This window comes from Helicobacter pylori NQ4053, from assembly GCF_000274605.1.
GTDB lineage: Bacteria > Campylobacterota > Campylobacteria > Campylobacterales > Helicobacteraceae > Helicobacter > Helicobacter pylori_CV.
Genome location: NZ_AKNV01000004.1, coordinates 211,158 through 235,338 on the forward strand (window position 1 = coordinate 211,158; position 24,181 = coordinate 235,338).

Consider the following 24,181-nt stretch of genomic DNA (forward strand, 5'->3'; position numbering starts at 1 on the left):
TTAGCTTTAAAATATTTTTTATTAGGTTTTTGCGTGGTATCCCCCCCTATTTTTTCAAACTATTTGTCTCTGTCTGAAAAAATACCAATGATTTGCAAGATAGAAATAAAGACATTCAAAAAGTCTAAATACAAGCTCACCGCCGCATCAATGGGGCTATCATACATGCCTTTAACGATGTTTTGGGTGTCATAAGCGATGTAAAGACTGAATAAAATCGCGCTCGCTCCCGCAATGACAACCTGGAACATGGGGCTACCCAAAAACAAGTTAATGAGCGAACACACCACCACCACAATCAAAGCGATAAAAAGCATTTTACCCATATTCGCTAGATCGTTTTTGGTCTTAAGGGCATACACGCTCATCAAACCAAAAACAATGGTTGTCATGCCCAAAGCTTGCCAAACCGCTCCTAAACCAGCTTTTGCAATCACCATACCCAACAAAGGCACCAAAGTAACCCCTGATAATGAAGTGAAAGCAAACAGCATGAATAAATTCAATCCGGGCTTAGATTTAGAAAACATCAAACCAAAAAGCGCCGCAATTTCAGCGATAAAAAACACCCATTTATACTGCACTACGGCTTGAAAATTCATTAAACCCAGTAACGCCCCGATAGTCGCTAATAACAAACTGCCTGCAAAGAACTTGTAAGTCGTTTTAACAAAACCCACCAGCTCGCTTTCATGCAATAAAGAATCTTCTGCATACGCATTACGAGAATCAGCTCTGTCATACAATGCCATGTTTTACTCCTTGAATTCAACTCAATAAATAATTTTAATTAACCTACAGCTAGGTCCAATATAATAGCGCAAAATGTAGTAAAATACCAAACAAAACCCCCTAAAATTGAAATTGAAGTCTGAAAATAGGATAATAGTTACGATGAAAATTTTTATCAATGGATTTGGCCGCATTGGGAGATGCGTTTTAAGAGCGGTTTTAGAGCGTAGCGATACAAACCCTGACTTAAAAGTGATAGGCATCAATGACCCCGCTAATTGGGAAATTCTCGCTTATCTTTTAGAGCATGACAGCGCGCATGGGTTGCTTTTTAAAGAGGTGCGTTACTCTAATCATAAGCTTATTATCGGCTCATTAGAAATCCCTGTTTTTAATAGCATCAAAGACTTGAAAGGCGTGGGTGTTATCCTAGAGTGTTCAGGGAAGTTTTTAGAGCCTAAAACGCTAGAAAATTACCTTTTGCTTGGGGCTAAAAAGGTGTTGTTATCCGCTCCCTTTATGGGCGAATACGATGAAAAACAATACCCCACTTTAGTGTATGGGGTCAATCATTTTCTCTATCAAAACCAAGCCATTGTTTCTAACGCCTCTTGCACGACTAACGCTATCGCGCCCATTTGCGCGATTTTAGACAAAGCTTTTAGCATTAAAGAGGGCATGCTAACGACCATTCATAGCTACACGAGCGATCAAAAACTCATTGATTTGGCCCACCCTTTGGATAAACGGCGCTCCAGAGCGGCCGCAAGCAATATTATCCCTACCACCACTAAAGCCGCCCTAGCCTTGCATAAAGTTTTACCCAACCTCAAAAACAAAATGCATGGGCATAGCGTGAGAGTGCCTAGCCTTGATGTGTCCATGATAGATTTGAGTTTGTTTTTAGAAAAAAAGGCCTTTAAAGATCCGATCAACGATTTGTTGATTGAAGCTTCCAAAGGGGATTTAAAAGGCGTGTTAGAGATAGATTTAAAAGAAAGGGTGAGTTCTGATTTCATTTCCAATCCCAGTAGCGTTATCATTGCGCCTGATTTGACTTTCACGCTAGAGAATATGGTCAAAATCATGGGGTGGTATGATAACGAATGGGGGTATTCTAATCGTTTGGTGGATATGGCGCAGTTTATGTATCATTATTGAGTCATTTTGCGAATCTTTTTGAGTTTGTTTAACATCAAATTGTATAATGTGGGATTTAATAAAAACGATTGGAGTTTTAAATGGCGTTTAAAAAGGCCAGATTGATTTCCAGGTTTGTTTCAAAGGGATCTTTCAAATTGAATAAGATCTCAAAGAAATTTTTCACATTGAATCGAATCTTAAAGCGTGAAAAGCCCTTAAAACGCCATAAAAAAACAAAATCCATTGAAAAGCCCTTTAATAAAAACAAATCTTTTTTAAAAGCTTCAGTTTTATTGATAGGAGTGCTAGGGGGGTTATCCCACCTAAGGGCTAACGAATGCCGTTATTGGTCATGGTCGTCTTGGAGTTATCAAGACAATATTGAAAGCGGTTCTAATTCACCCACGCACAACTCTTATTGTCTTTTTAGCAGTGCTCAAGGCTCTGGGACTTATTATTTAAACACTCTTACCACTTACAGCGTTGGTGGGGCTAGTTTCACGCAAAAATTCAATAATGGCACGCTTGATATAGGGGGGAATATCCGCTTTGGAGGCACAGGTATTAATGGGGGTGATGTAGGGTATATCACAGGCACTTATGACGCTCAAACGATGAATTTTAATTCTAGCCATATCACAACCGGAAACTCATACGCTGATGGCGGTGGGGCCACGCTCAATTTTAATGCGACCAATAATATCACTATCAATCAAGCGAGTTTTGATAACAGCGATGCAGGGACACAAAAATCTTACATGAATTTTAAAGGCTCTAATATCAAGATCAGTGGCTCTAGCTTTACAGATGATACTGATGGGGGCTTTAGTTTCAGCGGCAGTAGTAATAATAGCACCATCTCCTTCAATCAAACCAGCTTCAATCAAGGGACTTATAATTTTAGCAATAGCGCCACTTTAAGCTTTAATAACAGCAATTTCAATCAAGGCACTTATCACTTTAATGACAACGCTAGCTTTAATAATAACACCTTCAATCAAGGGACTTATGATTTTAATGACAATACTAGCTTTAATAACGACACCTTCAATCAAGGCACTTATAGCTTTAACACCAGCAAGGTGAGTTTCTCAGGCATTAACACTTTAAATTCAAGTTCGCCTTTTGCCAGCCTTAAAGGCAGTGTGTCTTTTAATTCTAATGCGATCTTTAACCTCAATCAAACCCTTAGCGATAATCAAACTTATGATATTCTCACTACAAACGGGGCGATCCAGTATGGGGTTTATCAAAGCTATTTGTGGGATCTAATCAACTATAAGGGCGATAAAGCCATTAGCCATGTTGAAGTGGGCAATAACACTTATGATGTAACCTTTGATATTAACGGGCAGGATGAAACCTTACAAGAAACCTTTAACAAACAATCTATCATCACTCAGTTTTTAGGAGACGATTTACAACAACAAGCCCAACAAACCTATCAAGAGGATGTAGCTAATTCCCAAAACGCTTTGAATAATGTGGCTAGCGACAACACGATCGCAAATAACGATACAAGCTACACTCAAAGCAAAAATGCTACTGTAGCTAAAGACGCTCAAAGTTTAGAAAACACCAACCAACAAGTCCAAAAAGATGAGCAAGCGTTAGAAAAAGATTTAGCCCAAATCCAACAATTAGCCAACTCCACCACAGGCTTTAACGAACAAGCTTTCACTCAAGCTCAAAAACAAGAACAACAAGATGAACAAACCTTACAGAATGAGGAAAACGCTTTTAATACGGAACAAGAGGGATTGAAACAAGCGATACAACAAGCGCAAGAACAACAACAAAAACAAGAACAACAAGAAGCCCAACAAACCTATCAAGAGGATGTAGCTAATTCCCAAAACGCTTTGAATAATGTGGCTAGCGACAACACGATCGCAAATAACGATACAAGCTACACTCAAAGCAAAAATGCTACTGTAGCTAAAGACGCTCAAAGTTTAGAAAACACCAACCAACAAGTCCAAAAAGATGAGCAAGCGTTAGAAAAAGATTTAGCCCAAATCCAACAATTAGCCAACTCCACCACAGGCTTTAACGAACAAGCTTTCACTCAAGCTCAAAAACAAGAACAACAAGATGAACAAACCTTACAGAATGAGGAAAACGCTTTTAATACGGAACAAGAGGGATTGAAACAAGCGATAGCTAACGCTAAGCCTACAAGCCCTACACCAAGCCCTACACCCACTCCTACAAAACACACAGGGCCAAACACTCCCCCTAGTCAAGTTCCGCCCACACCCCCTACTCAAAATCCACCTGCAGAAAGCGTGTGGAGTGGGGTTTATTGGCTTCAAAACAAAACTTACTCAAAACAAGGCATTTATTATATTGATCCCAACCTTTCAGGACAGAGCGGTCAAAGCGGCAACACGCTCAGCACTTATACAGCTAATTTGTTAGGGAGAAGTTTTGGCGTCAATGCTAACAATGGCACTTTGATCATAGGGAATGACACAGAGAGCGTGAATGATAACGGGTTGATTTGGATAGGGCATGGAGGCTTTGGTTATATTACCGGGACTTTTAATGCGGCTAACATTTACTTGACCAATAATTTTAAAACCGGTGAAGGCGTTTCAGGCTCAGATGGTGGGGGAGCGAACATCACCTTTAAAGCAAGCGATAATATCACTATGGATGGCTTGAATTACAATAACGCTGAAACCGTTACTAAAATGATTCAAACAGGGGCCAGTCAGCATTCCTATACCACTTTTGACGCTACCAATAATATCAGTGTAACCAATTCTAGTTTTAGCGATATGACTTGGGGGAAATTCAGTTTTAGCGCTAAGAATATTTCGTTTTCTAACGCTTCGTTCAGCGGCTTTACAAACCCTGGAGGATCAAGCGTTATCAGCGCTAACGCTTCTAATTCTTTAAGCTTTATAGATTCTCGCTTGAATGGTGGGGCAATCTATAATTTGCAGGCTAATAGCCTTATTTTCAATAACACGCAAGCGGTTTTTAATGTCTTGTATTCTAGGGGGACAAGCAATTTTAACGCTACGACACAGCTTTTGGGTAACACCAGTTTTACACTTAGCTCTCAAAGTTTGCTGAATTTTAATGGCGATACAACCTTGCAAAACAACGCTAATATCACGCTTGGTAATAAAAGTCAAGCCGCTTTTAAAAATTCTTTAACTCTTGATAACAATTCTAATTTGAGTTTAGACAATCAAAGCGTTTTGAATGCGAATGGCGCGAGCGCTTTTAACAATCAAGCGAGTCTCAATATTTATAACGGGAGTCAAGCAACCTTTAATAGCCTCTTTTTTAATGGCGGGACACTCAGTCTTAACGCTAGTAGCAAGCTCAACGCTTCTAGCGCTAGTTTTTCAAACAACACCACTATCAATTTAGACGATAGCGTTTTATCAGCCAATAACACAAGCTCTTTAAACGCTAATATCAATTTTCAAGGCGCAAGCCAGGCTGATTTTGGAGGCAACACGACTATTGATACAGCAAGCTTTAATTTTGACAGCGCAAGCTCATTGAATTTTAATAACCTTACGGCTAATGGAGCGTTAAATTTTAATGGTTATGCGCCCTCTTTAACTAAAGCTTTAATGAGCGTTAGCGGGCAGTTTGTTTTAGGGAATAATGGAGATATTAATTTATCTGACATCAATATTTTTGACAACATCACAAAATCTGTAACTTACAACATCCTAAACGCTCAAAAAGGGATCACTGGCATTAGTGGGGCTAATGGCTATGAAAAAATCCTTTTTTATGGCATGAAAATCCAAAACGCTACCTATAGCGATAATAACAACATTCAAACTTGGTCGTTTATAAACCCTCTCAATTCTTCTCAAATCATTCAAGAGAGCATTAAAAATGGGGATCTAACCATAGAAGTTTTAAATAACCCCAACTCGGCTTCTAACACTATTTTTAATATCGCTCCTGAGCTTTATAATTACCAAGCTTCTAAGCAAAATCCTACCGGTTATAGCTATGATTATAGCGATAACCAAGCAGGCACTTATTACTTGACAAGCAACATTAAAGGTCTTTTCACGCCTAAAGGCTCTCAAACGCCTCAAGCCCCAGGCACTTATAGCCCGTTTAACCAGCCTTTGAATAGTTTGAATATCTACAATAAGGGTTTTTCTAGTGAAAATTTAAAAACGCTTTTAGGGATCCTTTCTCAAAATTCCGCTACCTTAAAAGAAATGATTGAATCCAATCAATTAGACAATATCACTAACATCAATGAAGTGTTGCGACTCTTAGACAAGATTAAGATCACCCAAACGCAAAAGCAAGCGCTCCTAGAAACGATCAACCATTTGACTGACAACATCAATCAAACCTTTAATAATGGGAATCTAATTATAGGCGCTACTCAAGATAATGTTACAAACTCTACTAGCTCTATATGGTTTGGGGGCAATGGCTATAGCAGTCCTTGTGCGCTAGATAGCGCCACTTGTTCTTCTTTTAGAAACACTTACTTGGGCCAATTATTAGGCTCAACTTCCCCTTATTTAGGCTACATCAACGCTGATTTTAAAGCTAAAAGCATTTATATCACTGGAACAATTGGAAGTGGTAACGCTTTTGAAAGCGGAGGGAGCGCGGATGTAACCTTTCAAAGCGCTAATAACTTAGTGTTGAATAAAGCTAATATAGAAGCTCAAGCTACAGACAATATCTTTAATCTTTTGGGCCAAGAAGGGATTGATAAAATCTTTAATCAAGGGAATTTAGCGAACGTTCTTAGTCAAATGGCTATGGAAAAAATCAAGCAAGCCGGCGGTTTAGGGAACTTTATAGAAAACGCTCTAAGCCCTTTGAGTAAGGAATTGCCCGCTAGCTTGCAAAATGAAACCTTAGGCCAACTTATAGGTCAAAATAACTTAGATGATTTATTGAATAATAGCGGAGTCATGAATGCAATCCAAAATATTATCAGTAAAAAACTAAGCATTTTTGGTAATTTTGTTACCCCATCCATCATAGAAAACTACCTTGCTAAGCAGTCTTTAAAAAGCATGCTAGACGATAAAGGGCTTTTGAATTTTATCGGTGGGTATATAGACGCTTCTGAATTAAGCTCTATTTTAAGCGTGATTTTAAAGGATATTACTAACCCCCCTACAAGCCTGCAAAAAGATATTGGTGTGGTGGCGAACGACTTGTTGAACGAGTTTTTAGGACAAGATGTGGTCAAAAAGCTAGAAAGTCAAGGTTTAGTGAGTAATATCATCAATAATATCATTTCTCAAGGCGGGTTGAGCGGCGTTTATAATCAAGGTTTAGGGAGCGTGTTGCCGCCCTCTTTACAAAACGCGCTCAAAGAAAACGATTTAGGCGCTCTTTTATCGCCTAGAGGCTTGCATGATTTTTGGCAAAAAGGGTATTTTAATTTTTTAAGCAATGGCTATGTTTTTGTCAATAACAGCTCTTTTAGTAACGCTACTGGGGGCAGTTTGAATTTTGTCGCCAACAAGTCTATTATCTTTAATGGCGATAATACGATTGACTTTAGCAAGTATCAAGGCGCATTGATTTTTGCTTCTAATGGTGTTTCTAATATCAATATCACCACCCTAAACGCTACTAATGGCTTAAGCCTTAATGCGGGTTTGAATAACGTGAGCGTTCAAAAAGGGGAAATTTGCATCAATTTAGCCAATTGCCCCACAACAAAAAACAACTCTTCTACAAACTCCAGCGTAACCCCCACTAATGAATCTTTAAGCGTGCGCGCTAATAATTTCACTTTCTTAGGTGCAATCGCTTCTAATGGGGTTATTGATTTGTCTCAAGTAACAAATAATAGCGTTATAGGCACGCTCAATCTTAATGAAAATGCGACCTTACAAGCCAATAATTTAACAATCACTAACGCTTTTAACAACGCCTCTAACTCTACGGCCAATATTAATGGTAATTTCACCTTAAACCAACAAGCGACTTTAAGCACTAACGCTAGCGGTTTGAATGTCATGGGGAATTTTAACAGCTATGGCGATTTGGTGTTTAACCTCAGCCATTCAGCTAGCCATGCTATTATCAACGCTCAAGGCGTAGCGACAATCATGGCTAATAGCAATAACCCCTTAATCCAGTTCAACACTTCTTCAAAAGAAGTTGGCACTTACACGCTTATTGATAGCGCTAAAGCCATTTATTACGGGTATAACAACCAAATCACAGGAGGCAGTAGCTTATATAATTACCTTAAGCTTTACACTCTCATTGACATTAATGGCAAGCATATGGTGATGAGCGACAACGGCTTAACTTATAACGGACAAGCCGTGAATATTAAAGATGGCGGTTTAGTTGTAGGCTTTAAGGACTCTCAAAATCAATATATTTACACTTCCATTCTTTATAATAAAGTGAAAATCGCTGTTTCTAATGATCCTATCAATAACCTACAAGCCCCCACTTTAAAACAATACATCGCTCAAATTCAGGGCGTTCAAAGCGTGGATAGTATTGATCAAGCTGGAGGCAGCCAAGCGATTAATTGGCTCAATAAAATCTTTGAAACTAAGGGAAGCCCTTTATTCGCTCCCTATTATTTAGAAAGCCATTCCGTAAAAGATTTAACCACGATCGCTGGGAATATTGCTAACACTTTAGAAGTCATCGCTAACCCTGATTTTAAAAATGACGCCACTAATATTTTACAGATCAACACCTACACGCAACAAATGAGTCGTTTAGCCAAGCTCTCTGACACTTCAACTTTCGCTCGTTCTGATTTCTTGGAACGCTTAGAAGCCCTTAAAAACAAGCGATTCGCTGATGCGATCCCTAACGCTATGGATGTGATTTTAAAATACTCTCAAAGAAACAGAGTTAAAAATAATGTGTGGGCGACAGGAGTTGGAGGGGCTAGTTTTATTAATGGAGGCACTGGGACTTTATATGGTATCAATGTAGGGTATGACCGATTCATTAAGGGCGTGATTGTGGGGGGTTATGCCGCTTATGGGTATAGCGGGTTTCATGGAAATATCACTCAATCAGGCTCTAGCAATGTCAATATAGGCGTTTATAGCCGAGCGTTTATCAAAAGAAGCGAATTAACCATGAGCTTGAATGAGACTTGGGGATACAATAAGACTTTCATCAACTCCTATGACCCCCTACTCTCAATCATCAATCAGTCTTACAGATACGACACTTGGACGACTGACGCTAAAATCAATTACGGCTATGATTTCATGTTTAAAGATAAAAGCGTTATTTTTAAACCCCAAGTAGGCTTAGCCTATTATTACATTGGTTTGTCTGGTTTAAGGGGTATTATGGATGATCCTATTTACAACCAATTCAGAGCCAATGCTGACCCTAATAAAAAATCCGTTCTAACGATCAATTTTGCCCTAGAAAGTCGGCATTATTTCAATAAAAACTCTTATTATTTTGTGATTGCGGATGTGGGCAGAGACTTATTCATTAATTCTATGGGGGATAAAATGGTGCGTTTTATTGGTAATAACACCCTAAGCTATAGAGATGGCGGCAGATACAACACTTTTGCCAGCATTATCACAGGCGGGGAGATAAGATTGTTCAAAACCTTTTATGTGAATGCGGGCATTGGGGCTAGGTTTGGGCTTGATTATAAAGATATTAATATTACCGGAAATATTGGTATACGCTATGCTTTTTAATGGTATCATTAAACTTGTTTTTAACAAGCCTAATTCATAGTAGGATCAACCCATGCAAAAAACCCTATCTTCTTTATCTTTACCCTTATCTTTACCTTTATTATTTTTATCTTTTTGTATCGCTGAAGAAAATGGGGCGTATGCGAGCGTGGGGTTTGAATATTCCATTAGTCATGCCGTTGAGCACAATAACCCCTTTTTGAATCAAGAACGCATCCAAATCATTTCTAACGCTCAAAATAAAATCTATAAACTCAATCAAGTTGAAAATGAAATCAAAGGCATGCAAAACACCTTTAATTACATCAACAACGCTTTAAAAAACAACTCCAAATTAACCCCCACTGAAATGCAAGCCGAGCAATACTACCTCCAATCCACCCTTCAAAACATTGAAAAAATAATGATGCTTAGCGGTGGAATTGCATCTAACCCTAAACTAGCCCAAGCGTTAGAAAAAATGCAAGAACCCATTACTAACCCTTTAGAATTTGAAGAAAATTTAAGAAATTTAGAATCGCAATTCACTCAATCTCAAAACCGCATGCTTTCTTCTTTATCTTCTCAAATCGCTCAAATTTCAAATTCCTTAAACGCGCTTGATCCTAGCTCTTATTCTAAAAACATTTCAAGCATGTATGGGGTGAGTTTGAGCGTAGGGTATAAGCATTTCTTTACCAAGAAAAAAATCAAGGGTTTCGCTATTACTTGTTCTATGACTATGGTTACACTAATTTTGGTTTTGTGGGTAATGGCTTTGATGGTTTAGGCAAAATGAATAACCATCTCTATGGGCTTGGCATAGACTACCTTTATAATTTCATTGATAACGCAAAAAAACATTCGAGCGTGGGTTTTTATGCAGGCTTTGCTTTAGCGGGGAGTTCGTGGGTAGGGAGTGGTTTAGGCATGTGGATAAGTCAAACGGGTTTTATCAACAATTACTTGACGGGCTATCAAGCTAAAATGCACACGAGTTTTTTCCAAATCCCTTTGAATTTTGGGGTTCGTGTGAATGTCAATAGGCATAACGGCTTTGAAATGGGCTTGAAAATCCCTTTAGCGGTGAATTCCTTTTATGAAACGCATGGTAAAGGGTTAAACACTTCCCTCTTTTTCAAACGCCTTGTGGTGTTTAATGTGAGTTATGTTTATAGTTTTTAGGGGGGTAGAAAATAAGCACCCCCTTACATGTTTTAGCGTATCGCAATCTTTGAATTTCAAAAACTCTTTAGTTTTTTTGCCTCAAATGATGGACGCTCTCGCCCCCAAGACCATAATTATTAGAATCGACCTCATCTATAATGACCACAATAGAAGCCTTATTTTTGTTTAACACCTTAACCATCAAATCTGAAACCCCTTCAATCAATTGCTGTTTTTGCTCGTTTGTTGGCCCTCCATTTTCTGGTACAAGTTTGATATTGATAAACGGCATAGTATTCCTTTAATTTGAGATAACGCATTATAACGCTTTTATTTAAACACTTCATTAGTGCTTTTTCATCTTAAACCCTCTTTTAAAAAACGATAAAAATAAAAAACAATAAAAGCCCTTTTAGTGGCTTTCAAGTCAAGTTAAGTTTGATATACTAACAGAATGAATACTTATAAAAACAGCTTGAACCACTTTTTAAATTTAGTGGATTGTTTAGAAAAGATCCCCAATGTGGGTAAAAAGTCCGCCTTTAAAATGGCGTATCATTTGGGTTTGGAAAACCCCTATCTGGCGCTCAAAATCACGCACGCTTTAGAGAACGCGCTAAAAAACCTTAAAACATGTTCATCTTGTAACGCGCTCAGCGAGAGTGAGGTTTGTGAGATTTGCTCTGATGAAAGCCGGCAAAATTCTCAGCTTTGCATGGTTTTACACCCAAGAGATGTGTTTATTTTAGAAGATTTAAAGGACTTTTTAGGGCGCTATTTTGTGTTAAATTCTATAGAAGAAGTGGATTTTAACGCCCTAGAAAAACGCCTGATTGAAGAAAACATTAAAGAAATCATTTTTGCTTTCCCTCCCACTTTGGCTAATGATTCTTTAATGCTTTATATTGAAGATAAATTACAACGATTCCATCTCACTTTCACCAAAATCGCTCAAGGCGTGCCTACTGGAGTGAATTTTGAAAACATTGACTCAGTTTCGCTCTCAAGGGCGTTTAATTCAAGGATCAAAGCATGAATTTAAATTTTATGCCCCTATTGCATGCTTATAACCATGCGAGCATTGATTTTCATTTCAATTCTAGCGCTAGGGATTTTTGCGTGCATGAAGTGCCTTTGTATGAATTCAGTAACACAGGCGAACATGCCGTTATTCAAGTGAGAAAAAGCGGTTTAAGCACTTTAGAAATGCTTCAGATTTTTTCTCAAATTTTAGGGGTAAAAATCGCCGAATTGGGTTATGCGGGCTTGAAAGATAAAAACGCGCTGACGACTCAATTCGTCTCACTCCCTAAAAAATACGCCCCTTTATTAGAAAAAAATACGAGCAACTTTCAAGAAAGAAACCTTAAAATCCTATCTTTGAATTACCACCATAATAAAATCAAATTAGGACATTTAAAAGGGAATCGCTTTTTTATGCGTTTTAAAAAAATGACCCCCCTAAACGCTCAAAAAACAAAGCAGGTTTTAGAACAAATCGCGCAGTTTGGCATGCCTAATTATTTTGGCTCGCAACGCTTCGGGAAGTTCAATGACAACCACCAAGAGGGTTTAAAAATCTTACAAAATCAAACGAAATTCGCCCATCAAAAATTAAACGCTTTTTTAATTTCAAGCTATCAAAGTTATTTGTTTAACGCGCTTTTAAGCAAACGATTAGAAATCAGTAAAATCATTAGCGATTTTAGCTTAAAAGAGGGTTTAGAATTTTTTAAACAAAAAAATTTAAGCGTTGATTCAAACACCCTAAAAACCCTTAAAAACCAAGCCCACCCCTTTAAAATCTTAGAAGGCGATGTGATGCGCCATTACCCTTATGGGAAGTTTTTTGACGCTTTAGAATTAGAAAAAGAGAGCGAAAGGTTTTTGAAAAAAGAAGTTGCGCCTACAGGGTTACTAGACGGCAAAAAAGCTCTTTATGCAAAAAATTTGAGTTTTGAAATTGAAAAAGAATTCCAGCATAACCTTTTAAGTAGCCATGCTAAAACGCTAGGCTCTAGGCGGTTTTTTTGGGTGTTTGCAGAAAATGTAACTTCTCAATATATCAAAGAAAAAGCGCAATTTGAATTGGGATTTTACTTGCCTAAAGGGAGTTATGCGAGCGCGTTGCTCAAAGAAATCAAGCATGAGAAAGGAGAAAATAATGACGAATTTTGAAAAGATTATCGCGCAAAACAGGCTCAAAACGAACGCGGTTTTAACCACTTATTGCGTGATTTTTGCTTTTATCGGGTTGTTGGTGGATGCTATTAGAATCAACGCTAATGATTTAGGCGTAGCCCTTTTTAAACTCATCACTTTTCAAATTTTTCCTACGATCACCATTATCATGTTTTTAGCGGCTTTTGTCATTATTGTTGTTTGTATCCAAAATTTTAGCTCTATCATGTTAAGCGGTGATGAATACAAGCTTATTGACCCAAGCAAGGTTTTAAGCTCTAAAGAAAATCAAATCCATCGCCTTTTGTTAGAACTTTTAGAAGAGGCTAAGCTTCATTTTGAGCCTAAGCTTTATATCATTAACGCCCCTTACATGAACGCTTTTGCGAGCGGATGGAATGAATCCAATTCTCTTATCGCTCTTACAAGCGCTTTAATAGAAAGGTTGGATAGAGATGAATTAAAAGCCGTGATCGCTCATGAGCTCAGCCACATCAGGCACAACGACATCCGCTTGACCATGTGCGTGGGGATTTTAAGCAATATCATGCTGTTAGTGGCTAATTTCAGCGTGTATTTTTTCATGGGGAATCGCAAGAATAGCGGGGCGAATTTAGCCCGAATGATTTTATTACTCTTACAGATCGTTTTGCCTTTTTTAACGCTTATTTTGCAAATGTATTTGAGCCGCACACGAGAATACATGGCCGATAGCGGGGCGGCGTTTTTAATGCATGACAATAAGCCCATGATTAGAGCCTTACAAAAAATTTCTAACGACTATGCGAACAACGATTACAAGGGCATAGATCAAAACTCCACCCGATCAGCGGCTTATCTTTTTAACGCTGAAATGTTTAGCACCCACCCTAGCATTAAAAATCGTATCCAATCCTTAAGAAAGCGTGTGATTTAAATGGAAAATTTTTTCAACCAATTTTTTGAAAACATCGGCGAAAATAAGAATAGAGAAGGCTTGAAAGAGACGCCTAAAAGGGTTCAAGAATTATGGAAATTCTTGTATAAAGGCTATAAAGAAGACCCTAGAGTGGCTTTAAAAAGCGCGTATTTTCAAGGCGTTTGCGATGAAATGATAGTGGCTCAAAACATTGAATTTTACTCCACTTGCGAGCACCATTTGCTCCCTTTTTTAGGGAATATCAGTTTAGGATATATCCCTAAGGAAAAGATTGTAGGCATTAGCGCGATCGCTAAACTCATTGAAATTTATAGCAAACGCTTGCAAATCCAAGAAAGGCTGACCACTCAAATTACAGAAACCTTTGATGAGATCATAGAGCCAAGGGGCGTGATCGTGATTTGTGAAGCCAAGCATTTGTGCATGAGCATGCAAGGGGTGCAAAAGCAAAATGCGATCATTAAAACAAGTGTGTTAAGAGGCCTCTTCAAAAAAGACCCTAAAACCAGAGCTGAATTTATGCAACTCTTAAAATCTTAGGTTATAATTCTATACATGAATAGCCCTAATTTATCCTTTTATTGTAATGAGTGCGAGCGTTTTGAAAGCTTTTTAAAAAACCATCATTTACACCTTGAAGACTTCCACCCTTATTTGGAAAAAGCCTTTTTTGAAATGGTGCTTAATGGGGGCAAAAGGTTCCGCCCTAAGCTTTTTTTAGCCGTGCTTTGCTCTTTAGTGGGTAAAAAAGATTATCTTAACCAACAAACAGAATATTTTAAAATCGCTTTAAGCATTGAATGCTTGCACACTTATTCGCTCATCCATGACGATTTGCCATGCATGGATAACGCCGCTTTAAGGAGAAACCACCCCACTTTACACGCTAAATACGATGAAACCACAGCCGTTTTAATCGGCGATGCGCTCAACACTTACTCTTTTGAATTGCTTTCAAACGCTTTATTAGAAAGCCGTATCATTGTGGAATTAGTCAAAATCTTAAGCGCTAATGGGGGGATTAAAGGCATGATCTTAGGGCAGGCTTTGGATTGCTATTTTGAAAACACGCCCTTAAATTTAGAGCAGCTCACTTTCTTACACGAGCATAAAACCGCTAAATTGATTAGTGCAAGCCTGATGATGGGGCTTGTTGCAAGCGGTATTAAAAATGAAGAGCTTTTGAAATGGCTTCAGGATTTTGGGTTAAAAATGGGTCTTTGTTTTCAAGTGCTAGATGATATTATAGACGTTACACAAGATGAAGAAGAAAGCGGTAAAACCACTCATTTAGACAGCGCTAAAAACAGCTTTGTGAATTTATTGGGGCTAAAAAAGGCAAGCGATTACGCTCAAACTTTAAAAACAGAGGTTTTAAACGATTTAAATCTACTAAAACCCGCTTATCCTTTATTGCAAGAAAATTTAAACGCATTATTGAACACTCTATTTAAAGGCAAGACATGAAAAAAATTCTACTCACCAACGATGATGGATACCATGCAAAAGGCATTAAAGCTTTAGAACAGGCTTTAGAAGAAGTGGCAGAAATTTATGTGGTCGCCCCCAAGCATGAAAAAAGCGCATGCTCGCAATGCATCACGATCACCGCGCCTTTAAGAGCGGAGAAAATTAAGGGCAAAGAAGGCCGGCATTACAGGATTGATGATGGCACGCCAAGCGATTGCGTGTATCTGGCGATCAATGAGTTGTTTAAACATGTTTGTTTTGATTTGGTGATTTCAGGGATCAATCTTGGATCTAACATGGGCGAAGACACGATTTATTCGGGAACGGTGGCCGGAGCGATTGAAGGCACCATCCAGGGCGTGCCTTCCATTGCGATTTCTCAAATCCTTTCTAACAAAAACAAAAACACTCCCTTAAGTTTTGATCTGGCTCAAAAGATCATCCAGGATTTAGTCCAAAACATTTTCAAAAACGGCTATCCTTTAAAAGGGCGCAAACTCCTGAATGTGAATGTCCCTAATTGCTCCTTACAAGAATATCAGGGCGAACGCATCACCCCTAAGGGCTATAGGCTGTATAAAAAAGAAGTGCATAAACGAACAGACCCTAAGAATGAAAGCTATTTTTGGCTAGGGCTACACCCTTTAGAATGGCAAAAGCGCGAAAATGAAAACAGGCTCTCTGATTTTGACGCTATTGCTTCAAACCATGTCTCTATCACGCCTTTAAATTTAGACTTAACCAGTTATGATGATTTGAAAAGCTTGGAATCTTGGCATGAGGGAATGTTAAAGTGAGTAAAAATCACCGCTTGGCTTTTTTAGGGCTAATTGTTGGGGTGTTTTTTTTCTTTAATGCATGCCAGCACCGCCTGCACATGGGGTATTATTCAGAAGTTACGGGGGATTATTTGTTCAACTATAATTCCACTATCGTGGTGGCTTATGACAGAAGCGATGCGATGACTTCTTATTATATCAATGTGATTGTTTATGAATTGCAAAAATTAGGCTTTTACAATGTCTTCACGCAAGCGGAATTCCCACTAGATAAAGCCAAAAATGTGATCTATGCGCGCATTGTCCGTAACATCTCGGCTGTGCCGTTCTACCAATACAATTACCAGCTGATCGATCAAGTCAATAAACCTTGTTATTTTCTTGGGGGGCAGTTTTATTGCTCCCAAACCCCTACCGATTACTACGCTATCAATGGCTTTAGCGAGCAAATTTTAATGAGCGCTAATTCGCATTTTATTTTAGATTGGTATGATGTGGTGCTGCAAAAACGGGTTTTATATGTGGATGGGAGCGTGAGCGGGAGGACTTGCGGCTATCAAATGCTGTATAGGGATTTAATTAAAAGCACGATCAAGCGCATTGATTTTAACCGCCCTGAACGCTACTACTATAATTTAAGACTGCCCCTTTATCAGCCATGTTATAGGCAATGAAATGGTTATCAGGCGGTTGTATAAATTTTGCGCTAGCCATGTGGTGCGTAATTGTTCTTCTTTAAAATGCGCTCAAAATATCCATGGGCATAATTATGAAGTGGAAGTTTTTATTGAAACCAACCGTTTAGATAGCGCGAACATGGCATTAGATTTTGGGTTGATGCAACAAGAGATGCAAACCTTTATAGACTCCTTTGATCATGCCCATCATTTTTGGGATAAAGAAAGCCTTGAGTTTCAGCGTTTTATAGAAAATCATTGCGTTCGTTACGTGAAATGCTCGTTTAATTTGAGCGCAGAAAGTTACGCCCTCATGTTTTTATACTACCTGACAAGGATTTTACAAAAAAGCGTTTTTTCTAATGATGAAGGGGAGTTAAAAGTCTCTAGCGTGCGCGTGCATGAGACTAAAAACGGCTATGCGGAGAGCTTTTTAAACGATTTAGAAAACCCTCATTTTAAATCTTTAGTGCATAATCATTGCGTCTCTTTCTCGCAAGGCATTCAAAATTTGTGGCATGATAAGGACTTTTTCCATAAAATCATTAGCGATGAAGAAAAATGCTTTTTTCACGCTAAGCCCTTACACCAGATCCCTTAAAAAATGAAACTCCCGGTCGTTGAGAGCTTTTTTTCCTTACAAGGTGAAGGAAAAAACATAGGCAAACCCAGTCTTTTTTTACGCTTAGGGGGGTGTAACCTTTCATGCAAGGGCTTTAATTGTAAAACCATATTGCATGATGAAATTCTAGCAGGTTGCGATAGTTTGTATGCGGTGCATCCTAAATTCAAAGAAACTTGGGATTATTACAATGAGCCTGAATCTTTGATTGAACGATTAGTTAATTTAGCCCCTAGTTATAAGGATTTTGATTTCATTCTCACAGGCGGGGAGCCAAGTTTGTATTTTAATAACCCTATTTTATTGAGCGTTTTAGAGCATTTTTATCGCCAAAAAATCCCTTTATGTGTAGAGAGTAATGGTTCTATTTTTTTTGAATTTAGCCCTATTTTAAAAGAATTGCATTTCACCCTAAGCGTCAAACTCTCTTTTTCTTTGGAGGAAGAAAGCAAGCGGATCAACCTCAAAGCCTTACAAAATATCTTAAATAACGCTAAAAGCGCGCATTTTAAATTTGTTTTAGAGAGCCAAAACGCCGCTCAATCTATTATAGAAATTCAAAGCCTTTTGAAACGACTCTCCTTAAAAAATAATGAAATCTTTTTAATGCCCTTAGGCACAAATAACAACGAGCTAGATAAAAATCTAAAAACCCTAGCCCCCCTAGCCATAAAGCATGGTTTCAGGCTGAGCGACAGGCTTCATATCCGCTTGTGGGATAATCAAAAAGGGTTTTAAAACTATCATACAAGGCGTTATTATTTTAAGCTAAAAATTGTTATCATACACCATTAAGGGATCATTTCATCTTTGGAAGTTAGGAAATCATGACCATCAAAGTTTTTTCGCCCAAATATCCCACTGAATTAGAAGAATTTTATGCTGAGCGCATCGCTGATAACCCTTTAGGGTTTATCCAACGCTTGGATCTTTTGCCTAGCATTAGCGGGTTCGTTCAAAAATTGCGCGAGCATGGCGGGGAATTTTTTGGAATGAGGGATAAGGGGAAGCTCATTGGGATTTGTGGGCTTAATCATATCAATCAAACAGAAGCAGAGCTGTGTAAATTCCACATAAATACCGCTTATCAATCCCAAGGGTTGGGTCAAAAACTCTATGAGAGCGTGGAGCGATACGCTTTTATTAAAGGCTATACTAAAATCTCTCTGCATGTGAGCAAGAGTCAGATTAAGGCATGCAACCTCTATCAAAAGCTGGGTTTTGTGCAAATCAAAGAAGAGGATTGCGTAGTGGAGTTGGGCGAAGAGACTTTGATTTTCCCCACTCTTTTTATGGAAAAGATTTTGTCTTGATTGGCGCATCCATTTGAAACATGCTCAAGCAATGATTTCCCTATCAAACTTTGATTAACACAGCCTAATTAATGCTAAATTGGCCCCAAAACAAACGCTTGTTGTTAAAATTTTGTTTTAATATGAAACACTAATCCCTTGTAAAAACTTTAATTTTCAAAAAATAAATAAACCATCCCCTTAAATTGTATAATAAATGCACTATAAACTAAAAAGAGATAACCATGAGAAAACTATTCATCCCACTTTTATTATTCAGTGCTTTAGAAGCGAACGAGAAAAATGGCTTTTTCATAGAAGCCGGGTTTGAAACTGGGCTATTAGAAGGCACGCAAACGCAAGAAAAAAGACACACCACCACAAAAAACACTTACGCAACTTATAATTATTTACCCACAGACACGATTTTAAAAAGAGCGGCTAATTTGTTCACAGACGCTAAATCCATATCACAATTAAACTTTTCATCTTTATCTCCTGTTAAAGTGTTGTATATTGGTGGTCAATTAACTATAGAAAATTTCTTACCTTATAATTTAAGCAATGTTAAACTGATTTTTACAGACGCTCAAGGCAATGTGATTGATTTGGGCGTGATAGAGACTATCCCCAAACACTCTAAAATTGTTTTGCCTGGGGAGGCATTTGATAGTCTAAAAGAGGCGTTTGATAAAATTGGCCCCTATACTTTCTTTCTTCCAAAATTTGAAGCCACTAGCACTTCTATTTCTGACGCTAACACGCAGAGAGTATTTGAAACGCTCAATAACATTAAAACAAATCTTATAATGAAATATAGTAATGAAAATCCAAGCAATTTCAACACTTGTCCTTACAATAATAATGGTAATACAAAAAATGATTGTTGGCAAAATTTCACCCCACAAACCGCAGAAGAATTCACTAATTTGATGTTGAACATGATCGCTGTCTTAGACTCCCAATCTTGGGGCGATGCGATCTTAAACGCTCCTTTTGAATTCACTAACAGCTCAACAGATTGCGATAGTGATCCTTCAAAATGCGTAAATCCCGGAACAAACGGGCTTGTCAATTCCCAAAATAAAAGTTATGTGTTAAACAAACAAGACATTATTAATAAATTTAGAAACAAAGCGGATCTTGATGTCGTTGTTTTAAAGGATTCAGGGGTTGTAGGGCTTGGGAGTGATATTACCCCTAGCAACAATGATGATGGTAAGCATTATGGCCAGTTAGGGGTAGTAGCTTCTGCCTTAGATCCTAAAAAACTCTTTGGCAATGACCTTAAAACTATTAATTTGGCTGATTTAAGGACTATCTTGCATGAATTCAGCCACACCAAAGGCTATGGGCATAACGGGAACATGACTTACCAAAGAGTGCCAACCGGTCAAAGTGAAAATGGCAAGCCAAAAGACTCTGATGGCCTCCCCTATAATGTGTGTTCGCTTTATGGAAAATCCAATCAGCCCGCTTTCCCTAGCAACTACCCTAATTCCATTTATCACAATTGCGCAGATGTCCCAGCTGGCTTTTTAGGGGTAACAGCAGCGGTTTGGCAGCAGCTTATTAATCAAAACGCTTTACCGATCAACTACGCTAACTTGGGGAGTCAAACAAACTACAACCTAAACGCTAGTTTGAACACGCAAGATTTAGCCAATTCCATGCTTAACACCATTCAAAAAACCTTTGTCACTTCTAGCGTTACCAACCACTATTTTTCAAGCGCTTCACAGAGTTTTAGAAGCCCTATTTTAGGGGTTAACGCTAAGATAGGCTATCAAAATTACTTTAATGATTTCATAGGGTTAGCTTATTATGGCATTATCAAATACAACTATTCTAAAGCCCTTAATCAAAAATTCCAGCAATTGAGCTATGGTGGGGGGATAGATTTGTTACTAGATTTCATCACCACTTATTCCAATAAAAATAACCCTACAGGCGTTCAAACGAGAAAGAATTTTTCTTCATCTTTTGGTATCTTTGGGGGGTTAAGGGGCTTGTATAACAGCTATTATGTGTTAAATAAAGTCAAAGGAAGTGGCAATTTAGATGTGGCTACTGGGTTGAATTACCGCTATAAGCATTCTAAATATTCTGTAGGGATTAGCATCCCTTTAATCCAAAGAAAAGCTAGCGTCGTTTCTAGTGGTGGCGATTACACGAACTCTTTTGTTTTTAATGAAGGGGCTAGCCATTTTAAGGTGTTTTTTAATTACGGATGGGTGTTTTAAAACGCTAAAATATTAAAAAACTCAATCAAGCGATAATCTCATTGTGATGCACGAAGTTAGGGTGTTTTAAACCACTCAAGCAGAAATTCCAATCGCTTTATCGGTTGGGTGCTTCACTGAGGTTGCAGAGAGGAATATAATATCCCCCCACCCCCTTAAGAGTTTTACAACAAAATGAGATCCAAAACGAAAAAATTTTATCATCACCAAAACCCACCAACGCTATCGGCTAAGTTTTGATTGAATTATTCAAAGGTTTGCACTTCTTTCATGTTATGGGCGATTCGTGTTGGGGGTTAGATTTGTTGTAAATTGGCGCCATTAAAAGCGATACGATAAAAGCGATTAAAGCAACCACAAAAATATAAAAGCTTAGACCATAACTTTGCAAGCTTTCAGGTGCTGCTATGGCTTTTGCATTTAACCAGCTTGAAAGTTGAGGGGTAAAGCCAGCGGTTATAGCATAGGCTATATTATAGGCAAAGGAAATCCCGCTAAAACGGATTTTGGCGCTAAACACATCGCTCATAAAAATAGGGCAAAAATTCATAATGCCTGCACAAAAGCAAGCTAAAAAGTATAAAACTATGGTATTGACTAAACTTGGCGTATTAGAATAAAATTCTCTAAAGAATAAAAAGCCAAAAAAGGCAAAGGCCGCGCTAAAAGCCATGCAAACTTTGTGCGGTTTGATTTTATCGGCTAAAAACCCGGTTAAAACAATAGAACTTACAATACCAACAAGTCCTAAAATTTGAAAATAGGTTTTTTCAAACGGAGTGAAATGAAAATTGGGATGCGTAAGGGTAAAATTGGGAACAAAAAGGATAAAAATCAAAATGCAAGCGGTTAAAACCCAAGTGATAAGCATAGAGATTGATATACCAAAGCGAGAGTTTTTAAACACCTCTTTAAGCGGGAATTTAACTAAGGCATCGTCTTGCTTCATTTGCTGAAAAACGGGAGTTTCTTCTAAAAAGCGCCTCAAATAGACAGAAATGATACCAAAAATCCCTCCAAGCCCAAAGGCAACCCTCCAAGCCCAATCTTCAACAACAGGCTTGTCAAAAACCATGTAAATCCCAATATAAACCAAACTCCCAAGCAAAATCCCAGAAACTACGGAAGCGGTTAAAAAACCGATATAAGTGTTTTTTTGGCCTTGCGGGGCATGTTCATGGACAAAAACCCAAGCGCCAGGCAATTCACCACCCACAGCAACGCCTTGACAAATCCTAACAAACACCAAAAAAACAGGAGCTATATAACCAAGATAATGAGCGTTTTTTAGACTAAGTCCCATGCTATCAACGCCAAAACCCACCAAATCATTAAAAGTTGGCATCAAAGCTAACGCAAAGGTTGGGATCACCATCAATAAAATAGAGAGCATGAACATGTTTTTACGACCGAATCTATCTCCAAAGTGGGCCATCACTATGCCGCCAAGCGGGCGCGCTAGATAGCCTGCAGCAAAGATACCATAAGTGTTGATTTCAGACCAAATAGGGCTAAGCGTGTTCGGGAAAAAGTGTTTGGCAATGATGCTTGTAAAAAATACAAAGATGATAAAATCGTAAAATTCTAAAGTCCCCCCAAGCGAAGATAACCCTAAGGTTCTTACCTCTTTTTTGCCTAAATGTTTTATTGATTATCCTTTCAATAAGGCTATCGCCCTGTTTTAAATTTTTCATTTTGAAACTAAGATGGATAAGATTGATTTTATATAACTACCTCACACCTTAAGAGCATTTTTTAGATGATAAGCATTAAATGAAATTTGATTAGCGTTCAAAAAATGGGTTATTCTATCTTTTTTATCATTAAACACCACTTAAACGAGTTTAAATTTTGTTTTACCCATTTTGTCAAAACGCTTTACCCGATTATATCAGCCACAAAAACACTCCTATGAAGACTTGGGCAATAACACTTCTTTTAATGTTTTAATGATAGCTTCTTCTCTTTTTTCACGAAATTCTTTTATATTTTCCCATTCTAATTTTAGAGTAGGGTCAATATAATTTCTTTTTTATACTCTTCTATGGCTTGCTCATCTTTATATTTTTCTTTGAGCCAACTTTCGGGGTCTTTATTCTTTTTAACCTTGTTCTCTGTACCTTCTAAAAGCTGGAGATTGAATAAATAATTCCCCCACTTATAGAAATCTTTATTTAATTTTTTATTTTCCTTTTTAAACTTGGACTTTGGATAAATATGGTCTATATGAAAAGTGGTGGTTTTATACTTCAGGTGTGGGTATAAGATTTGCAAGATAGGAAAGACTTGAGAATTGCCGTATTGAGAATACAACACCATCTCTTCTATCATATCGTTAGTGATTTTTAAAGGCCATGTTTGGTGTTTGGCTAAATTGTGGTTGAATGATTCAAAGGTTTTCACATCCTTCATGCTATTGGCTATGTTGTTTAATTTTGTATCCGTTGAAGGAGTAAAATAACTCGTGATTTGAGCGTTACGGACAAATTTTCGGGCTTGTTTTTTATCGTTCTCATTCATTTTTGGATTTAAAAAATAAAAATAGGCTAAACTGGATAAAATATAAGCCGAACCCAGATAGTTGGCATAACCAAAAGTTTCTAATAGTTCTGCAGCATTATAAATGCTATATGTGATTTTTTCCCAATTTTCTTCAATCTCTTTGATATTTTTTTATTAAAATTTTTAATTCAAAAGTAGTGTCTTTACCAATGAGAAGCAAGCAAGTTTTTAACACCTGGTCTTTCCCCACATTTGGAAAACCTTTATCTTTTAAAGTATCTACTAGCTCATTCATTTTTTCTCTAATATCGCTTGAAAAACTTGCTGTCAAAATAGACATCAATAAATCAGAATAGCTTAACTTGACCCCGCCGCTATTGACACGGATAAAGATATTTAAAACTTTATTAAGATTTTTTTCTGTTTCTTCAAAAAATGAAATGAGTTGTTTGTCGTGAAAAGCTTTGTTTAGTGTTTCTAATAATTTCAATCTATCACCTTTTAAATCATGTTCTTGTGCATAATCCCAAACACTTTCCAACTCTAAAATATCCCCCACCTTAAATCAAAAATGTTTTTTATCGTTTTCAGGCTTTTGAGCATGAAATTCAAACTCGTAATTGTCTTCTGGGTTGTCCATGTTTGGCTGGTGTTTCAAGTTCAAATACAAACGCTTCTCTTCATAAGCGTTATCGTTTCTACCCCACTTTTTCCTAAGCGTTCTAGTGCCTTTAAGCCCGATATAAAGAGAGGTCAAGCGTTGTTGGCCATCTAGGACGATATACAAATCATCACGCTTGAT

The 24,181-nt window shown here is 37.8% G+C and carries 18 protein-coding genes and 2 pseudogenes; 15 read left to right on the forward strand and 5 right to left on the reverse strand.

The genetic code is table 11. The features are described 5' to 3' along the window. Positions 1-59: 59 nt before the first annotated feature. Positions 60-752, reverse strand: a complete 693-nt coding sequence (locus AYS37_RS04145; protein ID WP_001240222.1) for a Bax inhibitor-1/YccA family protein — start codon at positions 750-752, stop codon at positions 60-62. A gap of 142 nt (positions 753-894) precedes the next feature. On the opposite strand from AYS37_RS04145, the gene gap reads away from it, so the two are divergent. From gap to AYS37_RS08980, 4 genes are all read left to right on the forward strand, one after another. Further along, positions 895-1,893: a type I glyceraldehyde-3-phosphate dehydrogenase gene (gap, locus tag AYS37_RS04150; protein ID WP_000688673.1), complete on the forward strand. Its 999-nt coding sequence runs from the start codon at positions 895-897 to the stop codon at positions 1,891-1,893. 80 nt (positions 1,894-1,973) lie between these two features. Next, positions 1,974-9,548, forward strand: a complete 7,575-nt coding sequence (locus tag AYS37_RS04155; protein WP_000874646.1) for a vacuolating cytotoxin domain-containing protein — start codon at positions 1,974-1,976, stop codon at positions 9,546-9,548. A 52-nt stretch (positions 9,549-9,600) separates the two neighbouring features. Continuing rightward, complete coding sequence (locus AYS37_RS08975; RefSeq protein ID WP_001173026.1) at positions 9,601-10,317, forward strand: hypothetical protein; 717 nt, start codon at positions 9,601-9,603, stop codon at positions 10,315-10,317. Next, positions 10,257-10,712 (forward strand): outer membrane beta-barrel protein, encoded by a 456-nt coding sequence (locus tag AYS37_RS08980; protein ID WP_025445973.1) that lies wholly within the window; start codon positions 10,257-10,259, stop codon positions 10,710-10,712. Before AYS37_RS08975 ends, AYS37_RS08980 begins: the two co-directional genes overlap by 61 nt. 67 nt (positions 10,713-10,779) lie before the next feature. Here AYS37_RS08980 and AYS37_RS04170 read toward each other — a convergent pair whose 3' ends face one another. After that, on the reverse strand, positions 10,780-10,986 hold the full coding sequence (locus AYS37_RS04170) for a 2-hydroxymuconate tautomerase family protein (RefSeq protein WP_001115881.1): 207 nt from the start codon (positions 10,984-10,986) through the stop codon (positions 10,780-10,782). A gap of 162 nt (positions 10,987-11,148) precedes the next feature. Between AYS37_RS04170 and recR the strand changes: the two genes are divergently transcribed. The 11 genes from recR (at position 11,149) to AYS37_RS04225 (ending at position 20,877) form a co-directional block, all read left to right on the forward strand. Further along, positions 11,149-11,730 (forward strand): recombination mediator RecR, encoded by a 582-nt coding sequence (gene recR / locus AYS37_RS04175; RefSeq protein ID WP_001099634.1) that lies wholly within the window; start codon positions 11,149-11,151, stop codon positions 11,728-11,730. Continuing rightward, positions 11,727-12,872, forward strand: coding sequence for a tRNA pseudouridine(13) synthase TruD (gene truD / locus AYS37_RS04180; RefSeq protein WP_001052405.1), 1,146 nt, complete (start codon positions 11,727-11,729; stop codon positions 12,870-12,872). Before recR ends, truD begins: the two co-directional genes overlap by 4 nt. Beyond that, positions 12,859-13,791, forward strand: coding sequence for a zinc metalloprotease HtpX (gene htpX, locus AYS37_RS04185; RefSeq protein ID WP_000180963.1), 933 nt, complete (start codon positions 12,859-12,861; stop codon positions 13,789-13,791). Before truD ends, htpX begins: the two co-directional genes overlap by 14 nt. Beyond that, on the forward strand, positions 13,792-14,334 hold the full coding sequence (gene folE, locus AYS37_RS04190; protein ID WP_000426996.1) for a GTP cyclohydrolase I FolE: 543 nt from the start codon (positions 13,792-13,794) through the stop codon (positions 14,332-14,334). Positions 14,335-14,349: 15 nt separating this feature from the next. Next, complete coding sequence (locus AYS37_RS04195; RefSeq protein ID WP_001087915.1) at positions 14,350-15,261, forward strand: polyprenyl synthetase family protein; 912 nt, start codon at positions 14,350-14,352, stop codon at positions 15,259-15,261. Then, the gene (gene surE, locus AYS37_RS04200; RefSeq protein ID WP_000722480.1) at positions 15,258-16,061 is read left to right on the forward strand and encodes a 5'/3'-nucleotidase SurE; all 804 of its coding nucleotides are present in this window, start codon (positions 15,258-15,260) and stop codon (positions 16,059-16,061) included. The genes AYS37_RS04195 and surE overlap by 4 nt, the downstream gene beginning before the upstream one ends. Then, positions 16,058-16,717 (forward strand): hypothetical protein, encoded by a 660-nt coding sequence (locus tag AYS37_RS04205; protein ID WP_000041790.1) that lies wholly within the window; start codon positions 16,058-16,060, stop codon positions 16,715-16,717. The genes surE and AYS37_RS04205 overlap by 4 nt, the downstream gene beginning before the upstream one ends. Before the next feature lies 1 nt (position 16,718). Next, entirely contained in the window at positions 16,719-17,321 is a 603-nt protein-coding gene (locus AYS37_RS04210) for a 6-pyruvoyl trahydropterin synthase family protein (protein ID WP_000236809.1), read from the forward strand. A gap of 3 nt (positions 17,322-17,324) precedes the next feature. Then, entirely contained in the window at positions 17,325-18,080 is a 756-nt protein-coding gene (locus AYS37_RS04215) for a 7-carboxy-7-deazaguanine synthase QueE (protein WP_000775568.1), read from the forward strand. Positions 18,081-18,169: 89 nt separating this feature from the next. Further along, a complete protein-coding gene (locus AYS37_RS04220) occupies positions 18,170-18,655 on the forward strand; it encodes a GNAT family N-acetyltransferase (protein WP_000153379.1) in 486 nt (161 codons plus the stop codon). Positions 18,656-18,879: 224 nt separating this feature from the next. Next, complete coding sequence (locus AYS37_RS04225; protein WP_001228431.1) at positions 18,880-20,877, forward strand: porin family protein; 1,998 nt, start codon at positions 18,880-18,882, stop codon at positions 20,875-20,877. A 268-nt stretch (positions 20,878-21,145) separates the two neighbouring features. Here the strand turns inward: AYS37_RS04225 and AYS37_RS04230 are convergent, their stop codons facing one another. The 3 genes and pseudogenes from AYS37_RS04230 to AYS37_RS09090 form a co-directional block, all read right to left on the reverse strand. Next, positions 21,146-22,525, reverse strand: coding sequence for an MFS transporter (locus tag AYS37_RS04230; RefSeq protein ID WP_033608217.1), 1,380 nt, complete (start codon positions 22,523-22,525; stop codon positions 21,146-21,148). A 261-nt stretch (positions 22,526-22,786) separates the two neighbouring features. Then, positions 22,787-24,049: pseudogene (locus AYS37_RS08780) on the reverse strand (GmrSD restriction endonuclease domain-containing protein). 21 nt (positions 24,050-24,070) lie between these two features. After that, positions 24,071-24,166, reverse strand: a pseudogene (locus tag AYS37_RS09090) (DUF262 domain-containing protein); the annotation flags it as partial. Between the last annotated feature and the right edge of the window lie 15 nt (positions 24,167-24,181).